Genomic DNA, 17,859 nt, shown 5'->3' with positions numbered 1-17,859 from the left:
TTACGAGTATGAAAAAATCAGAATTATATGGTCGCCAGTTGTGTTTAACGCCGCGCGAAGCCGCGACGTTACCCGCTGATGTGCAAAAAATTACCGGGATTCAAGTCAGCGGGACGCGTATCCAATGTATGCGGTGTGGGGAATTCTTGAATCCACGGGAAGCCCAACTCCCTAACAACCAGTATTACTGTTACGCCTGTTTGAATTTAGGGCGCAACAGTACGCTAACTTCACTTTATCATATTCCAGAACCCAATGACTTTCCACAGCGTCCAACGTGTAGTTGGCAGGGACAATTAACGGTCCAGCAACGGACCTGTGCGCAACGGGTCCGAGAAAATTTTGAACACCGGCACCGACACCTACTGTGGGCCGTGACCGGCGCGGGTAAAACGGAAATGCTATTTCCGGGATTAACCTGGGCGTTGCAACGGGGGCTGCGGTGTGCGTTGGCGTCTCCCAGAGTGGACGTCTGCCTAGAACTCGCACCGCGCTTACAAGCCGCGTTTGTGGATGCCGAGATTGCTTTGTTACACGGCCGCAATCCCGCACCGTACCGGTACTGTCAGTTGACAATTTGCACGACCCACCAGTTGTTACGGTTTCGGCACGCGTTTGACGTTTTGATCATTGATGAGGTGGACGCCTTCCCATTTGCGGCCAACCCGCGGCTATACTACGCCGTTAATCAGGCCGTTAAACCGCACGGTGCGTTATTGTACTTAACCGCGACGCCTAGTCAAGAGTTATTACGGCAGGTTCGCCGGGGAGATTTGGAGATCAGTTACTTACCCCTACGCTTTCACCAACACCTACTACCAATGATCAAAGTGACCCTCCAGCCCCACTGGTGGCAGGTGATTAAACGGGGGCAACTGCCGAACCGGTTACGCCGGCAGCTCGCTCGTTATCAGCAGACTCAGCAACGGTTTTTGTTATTTGTCCCACAGGTTGCCCAGTTAGCGGCAGTTCAGGCCGCCATTCAGCGGGCATTGCCAGCCTTACGAGGCCTGACCGTACACGCGACGGACCCCGACCGGTTGGCGAAAGTGCAACAAATGCGTGATCAGCGGGTCCAGTTTTTAATTACGACGACGATTTTGGAACGGGGAGTAACGTTCCCGGGAATTGACGTGATCGTTTTAGGTGCGGACGACCCGCTGTTTTCAACGGCGGCGTTAGTTCAAATCGCTGGGCGGGTCGGTCGGAGTCGTGAACGTCCGACCGGCCTCGTTTGGTTCTTAGCTGCTAGTCACGCACGTACAATTAAACGCGCGCAACGTCAAATTCGTTTAGTCAACCGGAAGGGACGGCGGTTACGGGATGCAATGCCTGTTGTGTCAACGATTGATTCAAAGTAAATTTAGCCTGCCGTGGTTATTGAGTTGGCGACCATTTACCCGTCCGGTCGTTTGTGCGGTTTGCTGGCAACGGTTTAAACGCATTGAGCGGCGAACGGCTTGCCCCGGCTGTGGTCGGGATCAGACCGTTCCCAGACTTTGTCCTGACTGCCAGCGTTGGCCAGCGGAACGACCGTTTCACAACGTTGCGTTATTTACTTACAATGATGCCATGCGTGCCTACTTTCAGCAATATAAGTTTCACGGGGATTACCGGTTACGGCGGGTCTTTGAAGGGACCATGCAAACGGCCTTACACCAATTAAATGGTGACCTCGTACTGATAATTCCGGTCACGCCGAGTACGCTGTTATCACGGGGATTCAATCAGGTGAGCGGTTGGCTGAGCGACGGTTTAAATCAACCGCGCGGGCTACAAACCCTAGCGCGGGAAAAGGGCGTTCCCCAGTCAAAAAAGGTTCGTCAAGACCGGTTACGGACCCCGCAGCCGTTTATGCTGGCACTTGCGGCGGAACAAATTCAGGGAAAACGGGTCGTGGTGATCGATGATATTTATACAACCGGCCGCACGATTCGCCACGCGGCCGACCTGCTTTTAGAAAGCGGTGCCAAGTCCGTGACGGGGCTGACCTTAGCCCGCTAATTCTGATGAAAAATGGCATTTGGATTGTTTATTATAGCGCTTTCTATTATAATGAAACTAAGCAAAGGGGTTAAAGAGTGGTCCTTTGACCCCTTTGGGTACACAGCAATGTGTGTGAAGGGAGAGAAGATCTATGCTAAATTTTAATATTCGCGGTGAAAATATCGAAGTGACCCAAGCAATTCGGGACTATGTTCAAAAACGGGTGGGCAAGTTACAAAAGTACTTTGACAACAGTGTTGACTCAATTGCCCATGTCAACTTGAAGATCCACCCAGACAAGACTGCTAAAGTCGAAGTTACGATTCCACTTCCATATTTAGTTCTCCGGGCAGAAGAAACTTCTCCTGATATGTATGCTAGTGTTGATTTGGTTACTGACAAGTTGGAACGCCAGATCCGCAAGTATAAGACCAAAGTTAACCGCAAGTCCCGTGAAAAGGGCTATAAAGCGATTGATTTTGCGGCAACCGATGAAACCGTTGCTGCAGCAGCAGACAATGATCAGGACGATAAGTTAGACGTTGTACGTACGAAGCGTTTGGCCTTAAAGCCAATGGATAATGAAGAAGCAATCCTACAAATGGATATGCTGGGCCATGATTTCTTTATCTATGAAGACGCGGAAACGGATGCGATCAACATCGTCTATCGGCGTAACGATGGTCGTTACGGTTTGATTGAAACCGGCGACGAACAATAATTTAAGATTATTAACGAAGGAACGGGTCATGAAGGTGGCCGGTTCCTTCTTTTTTAAATAAACCGCGCGTTATCGGTTACATCGGTAGCGTGCGGTTTTCATTACCCGTAAAAAATGTTAAAATGACAGATGGTATTTTATTTTGAAATAGACTAACTAAGAACGATACTTAATCATGATTATTTGGAGAGGATACGTAAATGGCCAACATTTTAAAACGCTGGGTCGAAAGTGACAAGCGGATTATTCGGCGTCTCGATAAGATTGCCAATAAAGTTGAAGCTTATGCTGACGAATACGCCAAATTAAGCGATGCTGACTTACAAGCTAAGACCCCGGAATTTCGGGAACGGTATAAGGAGGGCGAATCGCTAGACGATTTGTTACCGGAAGCATTTGCGACGGCGCGTGAAGGTGCTAAACGGGTGCTGGGGCTCTACCCATTCCACGTTCAGATCCTCGGGGGGATCGTGTTACACCAAGGCGACATTGCTGAAATGAAAACCGGTGAAGGGAAAACCTTAACGGCCACGATGCCGGTTTACCTGAACGCCATTTCTGGTAAAGGGGTTCACGTGGTTACCGTCAACGAATACTTATCAGCCCGTGATGCGACTGAAATGGGCGAGCTTTACAACTGGCTAGGCATGAGCGTTGGGATCAACGGCGCTGAAAAGTCACCGGAAGAAAAGCGGGCGGCCTACAACGCCGACATTACTTATTCAACCAACGGTGAAATTGGGTTTGATTACTTGCGGGACAACATGGTGGTTTACCGTGAGGACATGGTTCAACGACCACTGAACTTTGCCATCATTGATGAAGTTGACTCCATTTTAATTGATGAAGCGCGGACGCCGTTGATTATTTCTGGTCAATCCGAGGGGACGACCGGGATGTATAAACGGGCGGACCGCTTTGCTAAAACGTTAACTAAGGATGAAGATTACAAAGTTGACCTAGAATCTAAAACGGTTGCGTTATTGGACGAAGGGATTCGTAAGGCCGAAAAGTATTTTGGCTTAGATAACCTTTATGATACGGATAATACCGCGTTGAACCACTACTTAGACGAAGCTTTACGGGCTAACTACATCATGCTCAAGGATAAGGATTACGTGATTCAGGATGGTCAAGCACTGATCGTTGACTCCTTTACCGGACGGATCATGGATGGTCGGCGGTTCTCCGATGGGTTGCACCAAGCGATTGAAGCTAAGGAACACGTTGAGATCCAAGAAGAGACCAAAACGATGGCGAACATCACGTACCAAAACCTATTCCGGATGTATAAAAAACTTTCCGGGATGACTGGGACGGCCAAGACGGAACAGGAAGAATTCCGTGAAATTTACAACATGGAAGTTATTACGATTCCGACTAACCGGCCGATGATTCGTGATGACCGTTCCGACTTACTTTACCCAACCTTGCGGAGTAAATTTAACGCGGTCGTTAAAGAGATTCAGGCGTTACACGAAAAGGGCCAACCGATGTTGATTGGGACGGTTGCCGTTGAAACGTCCGAATACTTGTCACACCGTTTGGACGAAGCCGGCGTACCCCACGTGGTTTTGAACGCGAAAAATCACGCCAAGGAAGCCGATATCGTTGCCAACGCTGGTCAGCGGGGCGCCGTGACGATTGCCACCAACATGGCTGGTCGTGGGACCGATATTAAGCTCGGACCGGGTGTTAAAGAATTGGGCGGTTTAGCCGTAATTGGGACGGAACGACACGAATCACGACGGATCGATAATCAATTGCGGGGCCGTTCGGGGCGTCAAGGTGACCCTGGTATGTCCCAATTTTACCTATCCCTTGAAGATGATTTGATGCTCCGGTTCGGTTCCGAACGGATCAAGAACTTCTTGCAGCGGATGAACGTTGAAGACGATGACGCGGTTATTCAATCCCGAATGATCACGCGCCAAGTTGAATCAGCACAAAAGCGGGTTGAAGGGAATAACTACGATTCTAGGAAGAACGTTTTGCAATACGATGACGTTATGCGGGCACAACGGGAAGTTATCTATGGCGAACGCCAACAAGTCATCATGGAAGACAAGTCACTGAAATCGGTCATTATGCCGATGATTAAGCGGACTGTCGAACGAACCGTTCAACTGCATATGCAGGACCCGAAGAATTACGACTACGCGGCCATTGTGGACTTTGCACAGGCGGCCATGGTGAAGGAAGACTCCATCACGGAAGCTGACATTAAAGGCAAGTCTGCCGATGAAGTTGAAAAATACTTGATGGACCGGGTCGACAAAGTTTATGCGGATAAGGCTAAACAGTTATATGACGCTGGTCAAATGTTGGAATTCGAAAAAGTGGTTGTGCTGCGGGTGGTTGATTCTCACTGGACCGATCACATCGACGCTATGGACCAATTGCGACAGTCAATTGGTTTACGGGGTTACGGTCAGTTGAACCCGTTAGTTGAATACCAACGGGATGGTTACCAAATGTTTGAAGAGATGGTTGCCGATATCGACTATGATACGACCCGGCTCTTTATGAAGTCTGAAATTCGTCAGAATATTCAGCGGTAATATATACAGATAATCCTAACGAGTCTGAGACTGCGGTCCCGGGCTCGTTTTGCCAATAAATTCTATTATTTAAATAAGTTGAAAGAAGGGTTCTTTGTGGAATTAAGTGAATATAAACATCTAATTGAAGAAATGCAAAGTGCTGTCGCCGACTTTAGGGGGTCACTTTGACTTAGATGCCCTGAACGAAAGCATCCAAGAAAATGAAGCACGGATGGCCGAACCCGGTTTTTGGGATGATCAGGCCGCCGCACAAAAAGTCATTGATGATAATAACGTGTTGAAGGGTAAGTACGACGCCTACAAACAGCTTGCCGATGAAGTTGGTGACTTAGCGGTGGCGTACGAGTTGCTGAATGAGGAACCGGATGCCGATATGCAAGCGGAGTTTGAACGGGATTTTACTAAGGCCGAACACGACTTGCAGCGCTACCGGTTAAACCTACTACTCGACGGACCCTATGACCGAAACAACGCCATTTTAGAAATTCATCCCGGAGCTGGTGGAACCGAATCACAAGACTGGGGGGCAATGCTTTTACGAATGTACACTCGCTGGGCAGCCAGTCACCATTTTGGCGTTGAAACCGTGGATTACCAAGCTGGCGATGAGGCGGGAATCAAGAGCGTCACGTTGCTGATCAGTGGTCATAACGCGTACGGTTATTTGCGTTCAGAAAAGGGTGTTCACCGGTTAGTCCGAATTTCACCGTTTGACGCGGCGGGACGGCGGCATACGTCCTTTGCAAGTGTGGACGTAATGCCCGAACTAGATGATACGGTGGACGTGGATATTCGGCCGGAGGACTTAAAAGTTGACGTTTACCGGGCGAGTGGCGCCGGGGGTCAACACGTTAATAAAACGTCGTCCGCTGTTCGAATTACCCACGTTCCAACGGGGATTGTGGTCGCTAGTCAGGCCCAACGGTCACAATTACAAAACCGCCAAACCGCGTTGAACATGTTACGCGCAAAACTTTACGAACGTGAAGAAGAGAAGAAGGCCAAACAACGCGCGGCCATTCAGGGTGAACAAATGGATATTGGTTGGGGGTCGCAAATTCGCTCCTACGTTTTTCATCCGTATACGATGGTCAAAGATCACCGGACGAACTATGAAAGTCACGATGGTCAGGCCGTGATGGACGGTGATTTGGACCCGTTCATTGACGCGTACTTGCAGTGGAAATTGGCACAAAAGAATCCTCAATAATTTTGATGAAAGACCGTTGCACTCGTTGGTTCGAGCGTAACGGTCTTTTTTTGAATATTTTACAAATGATATACTGTTATTAATGCGTTGATATCGGGCTTTGGCCGGTGTAAACAATATTGGTCTGGCCCGCTAAAAATGCTATACTAATTTCAGAGTTTAACGTTAGGAGTCACGCGCATGCAAGTATTGAAAGTCTTAGAGTTATTTTTTATGCAGCCGTTAGTTTGGCTGGGGCTGCTTCGCAGCTATATGACCGCGCGCAATCGGGTCAACTACGAACGCCATCATTTTCGTAGTGCGATCAACGCGCAGTTTGTCGAGGTGCGCCACTTTTTAATTGACGGGGTGTTGTTCGGACTGGTGACTAGCGTGATTAGTTTGGGACTTGGCATCGTCGTGGCTCCCGTCTGGGTCGTGATTTATGAATTGATCGCGGTAATCAGTTTGATCATCGTTCCGTTTGCCGTACTACCCGTGACGGTCTTCGGGCTAAGCTGGTTGATTTATTGGCTGTACAGTCCCCAGTTGACCATGGTTGGGGGAGCGTTGCAGCGATACGGGGTAACGACGACTAGTATGAGCGGTGGGCTACTAATTAACGCGTTAGTGCTGGTTGCCATGATTTTGGCCGTGACCGCCGCGCTATTGCGCTGGCATGATCACCAGGGGGATTCTCCCCAACTGCGACCGGATCAGCGTGGTAAACGGATCGTACGGTACCGTTGGCAACAGTTTTTGGTCTTACCCGTGGCCGTGTTAGTTCCAGGAGACTGGTTGCACGCAACCTTTAGTTGGTGGCCAGTCTTTATGGTGGGTCAGCGCTCCTTTAGTATCATATTATTGCCGTTACTATTGGGAGCCAGTGTACAAGTTTATAAACAATTACCTAAAACGGCTTGGCACCGGTTGGCAAAACGCTATGGTGTCGTAGCTGTGGTGGCATTAGTATTGGCCGTTGGGGCACGCTTGGCGGCGTTAAGTCCCCAGTGGTTGCTGATTTTGATGGGCGGAATGGTGGTTTTAACTTGGGGAATTTTAATCCAGCACCGCTACCATGATCAGCACCAGGGCTTCCGATTTTCCGATACGGATCAGGGGGTGCGCGTGATTGGATTACGTCGTCATACCCCGGCGGATAAATTGAATTTGGGGTTGGGTGACGTTATTTTGGAATGTAACCGTAAAGCGGTGCATACTGAAAGTCAGTTTTACGCGGCCCTGTTGGATAGTCCAACCTATGTTCACTTAAAAGTACGTAATTTACAACAAGAATTGATTATTACTGAGACGGCGATTTATAACGGCGCCCCACACGAGTTAGGGATAGTATTATTCACTGATCAGGAGGATTAATGACCATGGATAAGATTTTAGTTGTAGACGATGAACCAGCCATCGTAACGTTGTTATCATACAACTTAAAACAAGCTGGGTATGAAGTAGTGACGGCGACGGATGGTGCGGCCGCGTTGTCATTGGGATTGGAACAATCATTTACTTGTATTTTATTAGACTTAATGTTACCTAAATTAGATGGAATGGAAGTCACGAAACGATTACGGCAAGAAAAGGTCCGCACACCGATTATTATCGTGACGGCCAAAAGCGATGAATTTGATAAGGTTTTTGGGTTGGAACTGGGAGCTGACGATTACATTACCAAACCATTTTCACCCCGGGAAGTTTTGGCACGGATCAAGGCCGTGATTCGGCGGGCGGTACCAACTGAACCAGCCCCAGTTTCCGCTACGGCCCCGGTCAACCGGGCCATCATGACGGTGGGGAATTTACAGATTGATCAGAATAAGTACCGGGTCACCCGCAACGGTAAAAGCATTAGTCTAACCCCTAAGGAATTTGAACTATTAGTTTACTTTGTTGAGCGGGAAGGACGGGTGCTCAGTCGTGATGCCATTTTGAACCACGTTTGGGGTTACGATTATGCTAGTGAAACGCGGATTGTGGATATTCACATTTCCCATTTACGTGAAAAAATTGAACTGGATCCCAAAAATCCCCGCTTAATTCGAACGGTCCGCGGATTCGGTTATGAATTCGTGGGTGATGAGCATGCATAACCGGTGGCAACAGTCGGTCCGCCTGTTAACGTTAGAAAACGTTTTGATATTGTTAATGGTCCTCTTGGTGGTACAACATTTTTCACCAATTAATTGGTCGACCGGCCTTGTCGGTGGGCTTATTTTGGTATTAGTGCTTATCGCGGTGGTTGAGACTAGTATTGTGTGGTTCCAGCAACGTGAGCGGCAAAAAACGATTGACCGGATGGAAGCCAAGTTGCGGCAGATGAGTAGTCAGCAGTTTCCACCCCACATTTTATTGCCCCAGTCAGACCCGTTGTATAGCTTGTCACAGGCGGTCAATCAGCTGGAAAGTTACCAGCGGAACCAGACTCGCCGCGCGGAATTGCAAGAAAAGGAACTGATGATGATCATGCGTTACTTGCCCGTGGGGGTAATGGTGATCGATCATCACCGGCAGGTCCAGCTTTCAAATCCAGCAATGAGTGAGCTTTTGCAAGAATCAATTAATACGGTCGCCCACGCGTACACGAAAGATATTCAGTTGTACGCTCTGACGAAACTAATTGAGGACACGATTACGACCCGCAAGAATCAACGGGCGTCAATCACCCTGACGCCGGCCCCTAATACCCAAGTCGTGGAAGCAACTACGGTTTATATTCAGAATAGTCGTTCTCATTACCAGATTGTACTGATGCTGTACGACATTACTGAAGTTTACATGATCGAACAGATGCAGGATGACTTTGTTAGTAATGCCAGTCACGAGCTTAAAACGCCGATTACCGCGATTGCGGGTTTTACGGAGACGTTATTAAGCGGGGCTAAGGATGATCCGGCCACGCTGGATCAATTTTTAAAAATTATCGCGGATGAAAGCCAGCGGTTGATCGACCTAATTCAGGACGTGTTGTCGTTATCCCGGATCCGGGCACAAAGTACGACTAAGTTGGCGCAAACGACGGTGACGATCCGACCGCTGATCGAACAGGAATTAGCCGTCGACCAACAAGCCGTTGCGCGCCAGCGGCTGACGGTTGTTAACCAAGTTGCCGCGGATTTTAAGGCCGTCGTTGATGCGCGCAAGTTGAGCCAGGTAATTAAAAACTTGTTAACGAATGCCATTAAGTATAACCGCGAGGGTGGTCGCATCACGGTCACGGTCAAGTCAACTGAAAAACACTGGTCGTTGATCGTCGCGGATACGGGGATCGGCATCAGTGCTGAGGACCAACAACGAATTTTTGAACGCTTTTACCGGGCCAGTCCGTCACGCTCACAGCAAGTCGTGAGCGGTACGGGGTTGGGACTAGCCATTGTTAAGGAACTAGTAACGGCCATGCACGGCGACGTTACTGTGGCTAGTCAACGTGGCGTCGGGACAACCATGACCGTGACCCTACCAATAATTGAATAAGCTTGATGATAGCCGTTTATGGAGGTGAAATTTTCCCCATAAACGGCTATTTTTATACGTTTGGCAAGTGAATAAATCAAAATATTTTGACATTTACACAATCTTTACAAAACGCATATCAAGCATTTACACAAACTTTGTATTATAGATTTTGAGCAATGGGTAGGAGGTATTTTGTTATGAAAAAAAGTCGGGTCATCCAATTACTAGGACTGATCTTGATTGGTGTCCTCGTCGGGTTCGGTTACACCCACCGAGTACGGACGGACGCCGGCGAGTCAATCACCGCAGTTGGTTCCACCGCTTTACAGCCATTAGTCGAAGCTGCGGGTGAACAGTACAGTTCCACACGGACGGGTATTTTTATTAATGTGCAAGGCGGTGGGTCGGGTACCGGCCTCAGTCAAATTCAATCGGGCGCGGTAGCCATTGGTAACTCGGACATTTTTGCAGAAGAACAGTCGGGAATCGATGCGAGCAAACTCAGGGACCACCGGGTTGCGGTGGTCGGCATTGCCCCCATCGTCAACAAAAACGTTGGGGTAACTAACCTGACACAACAACAACTCATTCAGATTTTTACGGGTAAAGTCACTAATTGGCGTGAAGTTGGGGGTAAAAACCTCCCAATCACACTAATTAATCGGGCTCAGGGCTCCGGAACGCGCAAGACGTTTGAAAGTTACGCGTTAAAGGGCCACCAGAGTGCGGATTCACAGGAACAAGATTCATCGGGCCTAGCACGGTCAATCGTTGCTAGTACTCCGGGCGCCATCAGTTACGTTGCGTTTTCATACTTCGATAAGACCGTTCAAGCCGTTAACGTTGACGGTGTTCGGCCTACCAAAGCCAACGTTCGTAATAACCGCTGGCGCATCTGGTCTTATGAACATTTGTACACGGGTAAAAAGCCCAACCAGTTAACGGAACAATTTATCAATTACATTTTATCAACCGCTGTTCAAAAAAAATTAGTCAAACAGTTAGGTTATATTTCGGTCCATGATATGCAAGTACAGCGGAGTGCGACCGGTAAAATTTCGCCAATGAAATGAGGGGGAGCGCATGGATAAAATTCGAGAAAGCTTATTAAAAAAGTCAATTGCCAGTAAAATTGAGCGCCGGGGTAAAATCATTAGCCTGATTTGTCTCGCGTTAATTGTTGGGGTCGTCTTTTTGATTTTTTACTTTGTGGCGTCACGGGGGCTGGCAACCTTCTTTCAAAATCACGTCAATTTATGGCAGTTCTTAAGCGGAACGCAGTGGAACCCGGGAACGACCGGTACCAATGGTCAACCAGCCGTGGGGGCGCTGCCGATGATCGTCGGGTCGTTTTTAATTACGATCTTGTCCGCTTTGATTGCGACACCGTTTGCCATTGGAACCGCGGTCTTCATGACCGAAATCTCACCCCGACGCGGAGCTAAGATTTTACGGCCCGTAACGGAATTATTAGTTGGGATTCCGTCAGTTGTCTATGGTTTTATCGGTTTACAAGTCGTGGTCCCATTTGTGCGGCATACGTTTGGGGGTAGTGGTTACGGCATCTTATCCGGGACGTTTGTCCTGTTCGTAATGATCTTACCGACCGTGACTTCAATGAGTGCCGACGCGTTAAACGCCGTGCCCCGTTATTATCGGGAAGCGTCCTTAGCGTTAGGTGCGACCCGCTGGCAGACGATTTATAAAGTTGTTTTACGGGCGGCGATTCCGGGAATGCTAACCGCCATTGTGTTTGGGATGGCCCGGGCTTTTGGGGAAGCCTTAGCCGTTCAAATGGTGATTGGGAATGCCACCCTCTTACCACAAAATCTAGTTTCTCCGGCTTCCACGTTGACCAGTATTTTGACCATGGGGATTGGGAACACGGTTATGGGCTCGTTACAAAATAACGCCCTCTGGTCACTAGCGATGATTCTGTTGCTAATGTCCTTGGTCTTCAACTTAGCTATCCGGTATATTGGACGAAAGGGGAAATTAAGCAATGAACGCTAAACGCATTGATAAAATCGCGACCGGGGTCCTGTACGGAGTCGCGGCCTTAGTGGTTATCATCTTGGTAGCATTACTGGGGTTCATTCTCATTGAAGGGGTACCGCAAATTTCTTGGCACTTCTTAACGTCCCCGGCCTTAGCCTTTGAAGCGGGTGGGGGGATCGGTATCCAGTTATTTAACTCCTTCTACCTGTTGTTTTTAGCCCTATTGATCTCTTTACCGATTTCACTAGGCGCCGGAATTTACTTGAACGAGTACGCGCCGCAAAATACGGTGACCGGTCTAATTCGGACGACCATTGAAATTTTAAGTTCATTGCCCTCCGTGGTAGTTGGCTTATTTGGTTACCTGTTCTTCGTAGTCCAATTTAAATTGGGGTTCTCGATTATTTCCGGGGCCTTCGCGTTAACGGTCTTTAACTTGCCGATCCTAACCCGGAGTATTGAAGAAGCCTTAGCTAATATTTCAGATAACCAGCGTGAAGCTGGCTACGCGTTAGGACTATCACGCTGGGAAACGGTCACAAAAATCGTGGTACCAGCCGCGTTACCAAGTATCATTACCGGTGTCGTTTTAAGTGCCGGGCGAATCTTTGGGGAAGCCGCGGCGTTGATCTACACTGCGGGTCAAAGTGCGCCGGCCCTGAACTTCAGCGACTGGAACCCGTTTGATATTAGCAGTCCGTTAAGTCCAATGCGTCCCGCCGAAACGCTGGCCGTGCATATTTGGAAGATTAATTCCGAAGGCATCATGCCGGATGCCAAGGACGTGTCTGCCGGGGCGTCCGCCGTACTGATCATTGCGGTATTGCTCTTTAACTTCTTAGCTCGCTGGCTTGGCAAGCGTCTGTATAAACATTTAACCGCTGAATAAAGGAGGCCTTTTTGATGGCAGATAATTCAATGACAACGGATCAACGCAATATTTTAAAATTTGATCCTAAAGACCATGAAATTGCGCTTTCAACGGAAGATTTACACGTTTTTTACGGTAAGTCGGAAGCTATTTCGGAAGGTGATTTACAGTTTGAACGCTACAAAATTAGCGCGTTAATTGGTCCGTCCGGCTCTGGTAAGTCGACCTACTTACGGTCCCTAAACCGGATGAATGACCGGATTGCAACCGTTAAAGGAAAAATTATGTACCGGGGGCTGGATATCAATAGTAACGATATCGACGTTTACGAAATGCGCCGGCACATTGGCATGGTGTTTCAACGTCCCAATCCGTTTGCAAAGTCGATCTACGAAAACATTGCGTTCGCGTTACGGCAACGGGGTGTGAATAAAAAACAGGATTTGGATGAGATCGTCGAACGGTCGTTACGCCAAGCCGCCATGTGGGACCAAGTTAAGGACGATTTAAACAAGAGTGCCTTAGCTTTGTCGGGTGGTCAGCAGCAGCGGTTATGCATTGCCCGGGCCATTGCCATTAAACCCGATATTTTATTGTTGGACGAACCCGCGAGTGCGCTTGACCCCGTATCAACGAGTCAAATTGAGGATACGTTACTGGAACTGAAGCAAAACTATACGATTATCATCGTGACGCACAACATGCAACAGGCTTCTCGAATCAGTGACTACACCGCGTTTTTCAACTTAGGTAAAGTACTTGAATATGCGGAAACCGGCGATATCTTTACGAATCCGCAGGTTGATTTAACGAACGATTACATTTCGGGGAACTTTGGATAGGAGGGCCGCCATGAGCACAATTTTAAAAGCAGAAAATTTACACTTGTTTTACGGTAAAAAGGAAGCCCTTAAGGGAATTAACATTGATTTTCAAGAAAAGGGAATTACCGCGTTAATTGGGCCCTCTGGTTGTGGTAAGTCGACGTTCCTAAGGTGTTTGAACCGAATGAACGATTTAATTCCCGGCGTAACGATTACCGGGGACGTTGAATTTAACAACACTAACATTTATGCGCCCACGACGGATACCGTTCAATTACGTAAAGAAATCGGCATGGTGTTTCAACAGCCCAACCCGTTTCCGTTTTCAATTTATGAAAACGTGGTCTACGGGCTGCGCTTGGCCGGGGTCCGCGATAAAGAAAAACTGGACGCAGCGGTTGAAAAGAGCTTAAAGCAGGCTGCAATTTGGGACGAAGTGAAAGATCGCCTACACGTGAACGCGCTCGCCCTGTCCGGTGGCCAACAGCAACGGGTCTGCATCGCGCGGGTATTAGCGGTCGAACCAGATATCATTCTACTGGATGAAGCAACCAGCGCCCTGGACCCGGTTTCTAGTCACATGATTGAAACGACGCTATTGAATTTACGTCACGATTACACTATCATAACTGTTACGCATAATATGCAGCAGGCTTCACGAATCTCTGATCGGACCGCGTTCTTCTTAAATGGTGAATTGATTGAAGTTAACGATACGAAGCAGATTTTCATGAATCCGGTTAAACAAGAAACCAATGACTATATTTCAGGACGATTTGGTTAGGAGGAAAAACCATGCGACGACTATTTGACGACGAGTTAAATGATATTGATGCTAACTTCACCGAAATGGGAATGATGGTTAGCGAAACGATTGAAAAAGCGGTCAAAGCTTTTATCGATCATGACCGGGAATTGGCTCAAGAAATTATCGATAACGATGCTAAAATTAATCAGCGCGAAGTGGAATTGGAACAAAAATCATTTGAAATGATTGCACTTTACCAACCCGTTACGTCTGATTTACGTGAAATTGTGACGATTTTGAAGGCCGTTTCGGAGCTGGAACGCATGGCGGACCACGCACGTAACATTGCGCACGCGACTATCCGGGTCAAGGGCCACGTGCGGGTGCCCGAAATTGAAGCCGCACTTTCCGAAATGGGGAACCGGGTGCGTTCAATGGTCGAAGAAATGTTATCGGCCTATGTTAAAAGCGATGACTTAGCTGCTCGCAAGGTCGCTGCGCGGGATGCTAAGGTCGGTGAAATGTACGATAAGATCAATGCCAAGGGAATTTCTAAAATGGAACGCCACCCCGAAACGGTCAGTGGTTCGACTGATTATTTGAAGGTTGCCAGCTCCCTGATGCGGATTGGGGCGTTAGTGACTAACATTGGGGAATGGATCGTCTACTTGAATACCGGCGAGATCATTGAATTAAATCCCGAGAGTTCAAATTTAGTTTAGTTAATCATAAATAATCTCTAAAGCCGGTTCATCTAGTTTGCAACCGGCTTTTAGTATTAGTAAGATATAATTAGACTAAAGTTATTGAGGTGTCTAAAATGAAATCTAATACTAATCGGAAATTAACTAAATCAAATAACCGCGTCGTGGCCGGGGTACTCGGTGGCATTGCGGAATATCTAAATTGGAACGCCAACGTTTTGCGGGTTCTATTTGTCCTATTGACCTTAGCTTCACACGGTTTTGGTATCTTACTCTACTTAGTGTTAATGACCATCATGCCAAGTAGGCCAGAAAATGGCGGCTTCTTTGAACAGATGCGTCGGACTAGTCAGGGGAACGGTACCGCGCGGCCACAACCACAGGGGCGGAAAGAAATTCATAACGTCCACGAGGAAGATGAACCGCGGCACCACGATTAATGGAGTGATAGTAAAGTGGGTTTTTGGAAACGAATTTTAATTAATACGGTCTTATTTATCGCCATCGCGGGATTTTTCCAGTCGAGCTTTCACGTGGCTAACGTTTGGATCGCCCTGTTGGCTAGTTTCGTACTGGCCATACTAAACGCGGCGGTCAAGCCAGTACTCGTGTTGCTGTCACTGCCAATTACCCTGATTACGTTGGGGTTGTTTAGTATTGTAATTAACGGGTTCATGTTACAGATGACGTCGTACGTGGTTGGCAAGGCTAACTTTGGTTTCTCGAGTTTCGGGATGGCCGTGTTAGTTTCAATTTTGATGTCACTCGCTAACGTGATCGTCTCGAATTTTTTCGCGAACAGTGGAGTCAATGGTGATTAAAGCGCTTTAAAGTGCTAAGATTAGAAGATAGGAATGATCCGTTTTCAGTCAAAAGTGTGGAGGCTTGAAAAAGTAGTGCAATAGCATTACTGGACAATGCCGACCGCACTTTTTTTAATGACTGAACGATGACTTAGGAGGGATTAACTTGGCAGGAAGTGTAACCGTTGCTGATTTGGTGAAGAATACGCGCTTAGACGTCTATCACGGAGCCGAATTATTGGCTGATAAGGACATTACCACTAGTGATATTTCACGGCCGGGTCTGGCGTTAACCGGCTACTTCAATTACTACCCGCGCGAACGGGTTCAATTATTAGGTAAAACTGAAACCGCTTATTCGAAAAACATGAGTCACGATGAGCGGCTAATGATTTTTCGTAAGATGTGTCAATTAACGACGCCGGCGTTCGTCATTTCGACCGGCCTACCGGTTCCTAATGAACTGGTACAGGCGGGGAAAGAAAACGGGGTACCGATTCTTGGTACTAAGATGACGTCGTCACGGATTTTAAGTAACATGACGAACTACTTGGAAGGTAAACTGGCGGAACGCCAGTCGGTTCACGGTGTTTTAGTTGATATTTACGGCTTGGGGGTCCTGATTACCGGGGACTCCGGTGTGGGTAAGAGTGAAACGGCGCTGGAACTGGTTAAACGGGGGCACCGCTTGATTGCTGATGACCGGGTCGACGTTTATCAACAAGACGAACAAACCTTAGTTGGGGAAGCGCCGAAGATCTTGAACCACTTATTAGAAATTCGGGGAATCGGTATCATTGACGTGATGAACCTGTTTGGAGCCGGCGCGGTTCGGCAGGACACCGACATCGACTTAATTGTTCACTTAGAGAATTGGACGCCCGATAAGCAATTTGATAGACTAGGGAATGGAGAACAGTCCCGGAAATTCTTTGACGTGGAAGTTCCCGAAATTTCCATTCCGGTTAAGACTGGGCGGAACTTAGCCATTATTATTGAAGCGGCTGCGATGAACTTCCGGGCCGAGAGTATGGGCTACGATGCCACTAAAGTCTTTGACGATAACTTAAACTCACTGATCAAAGAAAATTCCGCGCACGATTCTCACAAGCAATAAGGAGATGGCAATAGCGTGAAAACCGTTTTAGGGGCGCTCAACCCAATTGCTTTAAGATTGGGGCCCATTGAAGTTCACTGGTATGGGGTAATTATTGCGAGTGCCGTAGTGATTGCGGTTGCGTTAGCAGTACGTGAAGGTCAAAAACGCGGGATCCGTCCCGACGATATTTATGACATGATTTTGTGGGCCTTACCATTTACCTTGATTGCCGCACGACTTTACTACGTTGCGTTTCAGTGGTCGTACTACAGTCAAAATCCCGGCGAAATTATTCGTATTTGGGACGGCGGAATTGCCATTTACGGGGGCCTCATTGGGGCCGGTATCGTGGTCGTCTTATTCTGTCGGTCCCGGTTCGTCCCGGTTTGGCTAATGTTAGACGTCGCGGCACCGACCGTGATCATGGGCCAAGGGATTGGTCGGTGGGGGAACTTTATGAACCAGGAAGCCTTTGGCCGGGTAACCAGCCTGAGCTTTTTGCAAAGTTTACACCTACCCGGCTGGTTGATTCAGCAGATGAACATTAACGGCGCGTACCGGCAACCGACCTTCTTATACGAATCCGTTTGGGACCTATTGGGGTTTGTCGTATTAATGGCGACCCGGCACCACACCGGTTGGTATAAGCAGGGTGAAGTATTCTTGACCTACGTTGCTTGGTACTCGTTTGGCCGGTTTTTCACCGAAGGTATGCGCACGGATTCGTTGATGTTATTCAATGTAATTCGGGTTTCACAAGCGTTATCAGTTGTTCTGTTTATTGGTAGTATTGGTCTGATTATTTGGCGGCGACGTCATTTAAGCAACAACCGCTGGTACTTAGACGGTTCTGGGCAAAAAATCGTTACAGAAAAATAGTAGATTAG

The 17,859-nt window shown here is 47.9% G+C and carries 18 protein-coding genes; all 18 read left to right on the top strand.

What is annotated here, in order from left to right; all coding sequences use genetic code 11:
- Nucleotides 1-8: 8 nt before the first annotated feature.
- The 18 genes from D1831_RS00230 to lgt all read left to right on the top strand — a co-directional run bounded on the left by D1831_RS00230 (nt 9) and on the right by lgt (nt 17,851).
- Complete coding sequence (locus tag D1831_RS00230) at nt 9-1,361, top strand: DEAD/DEAH box helicase (RefSeq protein WP_125070522.1); 1,353 nt, start codon at nt 9-11, stop codon at nt 1,359-1,361.
- Nucleotides 1,336-2,004 (top strand): ComF family protein, encoded by a 669-nt coding sequence (locus tag D1831_RS00225; RefSeq protein ID WP_225422734.1) that lies wholly within the window; start codon nt 1,336-1,338, stop codon nt 2,002-2,004. Before D1831_RS00230 ends, D1831_RS00225 begins: the two co-directional genes overlap by 26 nt.
- A 133-nt stretch (nt 2,005-2,137) precedes the next feature.
- Nucleotides 2,138-2,707 carry a ribosome hibernation-promoting factor, HPF/YfiA family gene (gene hpf, locus D1831_RS00220; RefSeq protein WP_125070518.1) on the top strand — a complete coding sequence of 190 codons (570 nt, stop codon included), beginning with the start codon at nt 2,138-2,140 and terminating at the stop codon, nt 2,705-2,707.
- A gap of 200 nt (nt 2,708-2,907) precedes the next feature.
- Nucleotides 2,908-5,268 carry a preprotein translocase subunit SecA gene (gene secA / locus D1831_RS00215; protein WP_125070516.1) on the top strand — a complete coding sequence of 787 codons (2,361 nt, stop codon included), beginning with the start codon at nt 2,908-2,910 and terminating at the stop codon, nt 5,266-5,268.
- 96 nt (nt 5,269-5,364) lie between these two features.
- Nucleotides 5,365-6,481, top strand: a protein-coding gene (gene prfB, locus D1831_RS00210; protein ID WP_125070514.1) for a peptide chain release factor 2 whose coding sequence is annotated in 2 segments (ribosomal slippage) — nt 5,365-5,436 and nt 5,438-6,481 — 1,116 coding nt in all. Because the reading frame shifts where the segments join, the coding sequence is not laid out codon by codon here.
- Nucleotides 6,482-6,661: 180 nt separating this feature from the next.
- Complete coding sequence (locus tag D1831_RS00205) at nt 6,662-7,837, top strand: PDZ domain-containing protein (protein WP_125070512.1); 1,176 nt, start codon at nt 6,662-6,664, stop codon at nt 7,835-7,837.
- Entirely contained in the window at nt 7,837-8,562 is a 726-nt protein-coding gene (locus D1831_RS00200) for a response regulator transcription factor (protein ID WP_125070510.1), read from the top strand. The genes D1831_RS00205 and D1831_RS00200 overlap by 1 nt, the downstream gene beginning before the upstream one ends.
- Nucleotides 8,555-9,943, top strand: coding sequence for a two-component system histidine kinase PnpS (gene pnpS / locus D1831_RS00195; protein ID WP_125070508.1), 1,389 nt, complete (start codon nt 8,555-8,557; stop codon nt 9,941-9,943). The genes D1831_RS00200 and pnpS overlap by 8 nt, the downstream gene beginning before the upstream one ends.
- A 179-nt stretch (nt 9,944-10,122) precedes the next feature.
- Entirely contained in the window at nt 10,123-10,998 is an 876-nt protein-coding gene (locus D1831_RS00190; protein ID WP_125070506.1) for a phosphate ABC transporter substrate-binding protein PstS family protein, read from the top strand.
- A gap of 10 nt (nt 10,999-11,008) precedes the next feature.
- Nucleotides 11,009-11,938: a phosphate ABC transporter permease subunit PstC gene (pstC, locus tag D1831_RS00185; RefSeq protein ID WP_125070504.1), complete on the top strand. Its 930-nt coding sequence runs from the start codon at nt 11,009-11,011 to the stop codon at nt 11,936-11,938.
- Nucleotides 11,928-12,812, top strand: a complete 885-nt coding sequence (pstA, locus tag D1831_RS00180) for a phosphate ABC transporter permease PstA (RefSeq protein WP_125070502.1) — start codon at nt 11,928-11,930, stop codon at nt 12,810-12,812. The genes pstC and pstA overlap by 11 nt, the downstream gene beginning before the upstream one ends.
- A gap of 14 nt (nt 12,813-12,826) precedes the next feature.
- Nucleotides 12,827-13,636 carry a phosphate ABC transporter ATP-binding protein PstB gene (pstB, locus tag D1831_RS00175; RefSeq protein ID WP_125070500.1) on the top strand — a complete coding sequence of 270 codons (810 nt, stop codon included), beginning with the start codon at nt 12,827-12,829 and terminating at the stop codon, nt 13,634-13,636.
- Between the two features lie 10 nt (nt 13,637-13,646).
- Nucleotides 13,647-14,402 carry a phosphate ABC transporter ATP-binding protein PstB gene (gene pstB / locus D1831_RS00170; protein ID WP_125070498.1) on the top strand — a complete coding sequence of 252 codons (756 nt, stop codon included), beginning with the start codon at nt 13,647-13,649 and terminating at the stop codon, nt 14,400-14,402.
- Nucleotides 14,403-14,413: 11 nt separating this feature from the next.
- Nucleotides 14,414-15,088, top strand: coding sequence for a phosphate signaling complex protein PhoU (gene phoU / locus D1831_RS00165; RefSeq protein ID WP_125070496.1), 675 nt, complete (start codon nt 14,414-14,416; stop codon nt 15,086-15,088).
- A 98-nt stretch (nt 15,089-15,186) separates the two neighbouring features.
- On the top strand, nt 15,187-15,510 hold the full coding sequence (locus tag D1831_RS00160) for a PspC domain-containing protein (RefSeq protein ID WP_125070494.1): 324 nt from the start codon (nt 15,187-15,189) through the stop codon (nt 15,508-15,510).
- A gap of 15 nt (nt 15,511-15,525) precedes the next feature.
- Nucleotides 15,526-15,891 (top strand): phage holin family protein, encoded by a 366-nt coding sequence (locus D1831_RS00155; RefSeq protein WP_125070492.1) that lies wholly within the window; start codon nt 15,526-15,528, stop codon nt 15,889-15,891.
- Nucleotides 15,892-16,033: 142 nt separating this feature from the next.
- Complete coding sequence (gene hprK, locus D1831_RS00150) at nt 16,034-16,990, top strand: HPr(Ser) kinase/phosphatase (RefSeq protein ID WP_404819874.1); 957 nt, start codon at nt 16,034-16,036, stop codon at nt 16,988-16,990.
- A 15-nt stretch (nt 16,991-17,005) separates the two neighbouring features.
- Entirely contained in the window at nt 17,006-17,851 is an 846-nt protein-coding gene (gene lgt, locus D1831_RS00145) for a prolipoprotein diacylglyceryl transferase (RefSeq protein WP_125070488.1), read from the top strand.
- Nucleotides 17,852-17,859 lie beyond the last annotated feature (8 nt).

Source organism: Lactiplantibacillus garii, from assembly GCF_003885105.1.
GTDB lineage: Bacteria > Bacillota > Bacilli > Lactobacillales > Lactobacillaceae > Lactiplantibacillus > Lactiplantibacillus garii.
This window is presented reverse-complemented; position numbering and strand designations above follow the sequence as displayed.

What these genes read in the sequence shown, in the direction of transcription:
- D1831_RS00230 (WP_125070522.1), top strand. Translation starts at nt 9, where the DNA reads ATGAAAAAATCAGAATTATATGGTCGCCAGTTGTGTTTAACGCCGCGC.
- hpf (WP_125070518.1), top strand. Translation starts at nt 2,138, where the DNA reads ATGCTAAATTTTAATATTCGCGGTGAAAATATCGAAGTGACCCAAGCA.
- D1831_RS00205 (WP_125070512.1), top strand. Translation starts at nt 6,662, where the DNA reads ATGCAAGTATTGAAAGTCTTAGAGTTATTTTTTATGCAGCCGTTAGTT.
- secA (WP_125070516.1), top strand. Translation starts at nt 2,908, where the DNA reads ATGGCCAACATTTTAAAACGCTGGGTCGAAAGTGACAAGCGGATTATT.
- phoU (WP_125070496.1), top strand. Translation starts at nt 14,414, where the DNA reads ATGCGACGACTATTTGACGACGAGTTAAATGATATTGATGCTAACTTC.
- pstC (WP_125070504.1), top strand. Translation starts at nt 11,009, where the DNA reads ATGGATAAAATTCGAGAAAGCTTATTAAAAAAGTCAATTGCCAGTAAA.
- pnpS (WP_125070508.1), top strand. Translation starts at nt 8,555, where the DNA reads ATGCATAACCGGTGGCAACAGTCGGTCCGCCTGTTAACGTTAGAAAAC.
- pstA (WP_125070502.1), top strand. Translation starts at nt 11,928, where the DNA reads ATGAACGCTAAACGCATTGATAAAATCGCGACCGGGGTCCTGTACGGA.
- pstB (WP_125070500.1), top strand. Translation starts at nt 12,827, where the DNA reads ATGGCAGATAATTCAATGACAACGGATCAACGCAATATTTTAAAATTT.
- pstB (WP_125070498.1), top strand. Translation starts at nt 13,647, where the DNA reads ATGAGCACAATTTTAAAAGCAGAAAATTTACACTTGTTTTACGGTAAA.
- D1831_RS00160 (WP_125070494.1), top strand. Translation starts at nt 15,187, where the DNA reads ATGAAATCTAATACTAATCGGAAATTAACTAAATCAAATAACCGCGTC.
- D1831_RS00190 (WP_125070506.1), top strand. Translation starts at nt 10,123, where the DNA reads ATGAAAAAAAGTCGGGTCATCCAATTACTAGGACTGATCTTGATTGGT.
- D1831_RS00200 (WP_125070510.1), top strand. Translation starts at nt 7,837, where the DNA reads ATGACCATGGATAAGATTTTAGTTGTAGACGATGAACCAGCCATCGTA.